This window comes from Streptomyces viridosporus (assembly GCF_002078235.1).
GTDB classification, from domain to species: Bacteria; Actinomycetota; Actinomycetes; order Streptomycetales; family Streptomycetaceae; genus Streptomyces; species Streptomyces viridosporus.
The window spans coordinates 280-1,631 of the sequence record NZ_MSGP01000810.1; the positions used below are offsets into that span (position 1 = coordinate 280).

General features: G+C 73.0%; 1 protein-coding gene. It reads right to left on the minus strand.

What is annotated here, in order from left to right; translation table 11 throughout:
• Positions 1 to 936: S8 family peptidase (locus B7L92_RS37770; RefSeq protein ID WP_255311355.1), on the minus strand; the 936-nt coding region annotated here is incomplete at its 3' end.
• Positions 937 to 1,352 lie beyond the last annotated feature (416 nt).

A 1,352-nucleotide genomic window follows, 5' to 3' on the forward strand; every position in this document is an offset into this window, starting at 1 on the left:
GGTGGTGGCGCCGACGGTGATCGCCTCGGTGACGCGGGCCGGGGACTTGGTGGAGGCGTTGGTGGACTCGTTGCCGGCCGCGACGACGAAGGTGACGCCGGAGGCGATGGCGCCCCGGACGGCCGCGTCCAGGGCGCTGTCGGCACCGCCGCCGAGGGACATGTTGGCGACGGCCGGCTTGACCGCGTTCCGCGCCACCCAGTCGATGCCGGCGACGACCTGGGCGGTGGTGCCGGAGCCGGAGTTGTTCAGCACCCGGACGCCGACGACCTTCGCCTTCTTGGCGACGCCGTGGGCGCTGCCCGCGACCGTGCCGGCGACGTGGGTGCCGTGACCGTGGCCGTCCTGGGCGGTGTTGTCGTTGTCGATCGCGTCGTAGCCGTCGGAGGCGCGGCCGCCGAAGTCGCTGTGGGTGATGCGGACGCCGGTGTCGATGACGTACGCCGTCACACCCTCCCCGGCCGAGTCCGGGTAGGTGTAGGAGCTGTTCAGCGGGAGGTTCCGCTGGTCGATCCGGTCCAGGCCCCAGGAGGGCGGGGCGGGCTGGGTGCCGGTGATGCTGAAGGTGCGGTTCTGGATCACCGCGGCGACGGCCGGGTCGGCGGCGAGGCGCTCGGCCTCGGCCTCGGACGCACGGACCTCGTAGCCGTTCAGGGCCTTGGTGTAGGTCCGCTCGATGTCGGCGCCGTACTTCTTCGCCAGGGCACGGCCCTCGGCGGAACCGGAACGGGCCTCGTCCGCCTTGAGGGTCACGATGTAGCTGCCGGCGACGGCGTTCGCGGCGCCCTCGTACTGGATGCGGCCTTCGGGCGCGGCCCCGGCCGCGCCCGCGGGGAGGGCGGAGACGAGACCGGCGACGAGGGTGGCGGCGGTCGCCGCGCCGAGAGTGGTGAGTCTTCGGGTGGTGCTCCGCCGGGGGTGACGCATCACTGCCATCTGAGGGGTCCTCCTCGATCGGTGGTGCGCTGACGTGGGGGGCGGTGCGGTCGATCGGTGACGCACGGGCCGCGGGCGTGACGAAGCGACCCCTTTAATGACAGGATCATGTCAATACCGGGGTGACCGGGTCCGTGCTCCAGCCGAAAGATTGAGGGGTCCACAGGAATTGCACAAGGGCCCTGCAGGAACGCGAGGACGCCGCCCCGCTCCCGTCACGTTCTTCCGGCCATGTGCCGAACGTCCGTCGGCGGCGGAGGAGGGAGCGGCGAAACGGCAGCGGAGGGAGCGGCGGAGGGAGCGGGTGGCGGTCGGCCGAAGCGGCGGCCGTCGCGCATGGGGCCGCGGCGCCTCCGGGCCCGGCTCGTTCGCCTCGTGCCGGGCCCGGAGGCGCCGCGGCCGGATCAGGGAAGTAC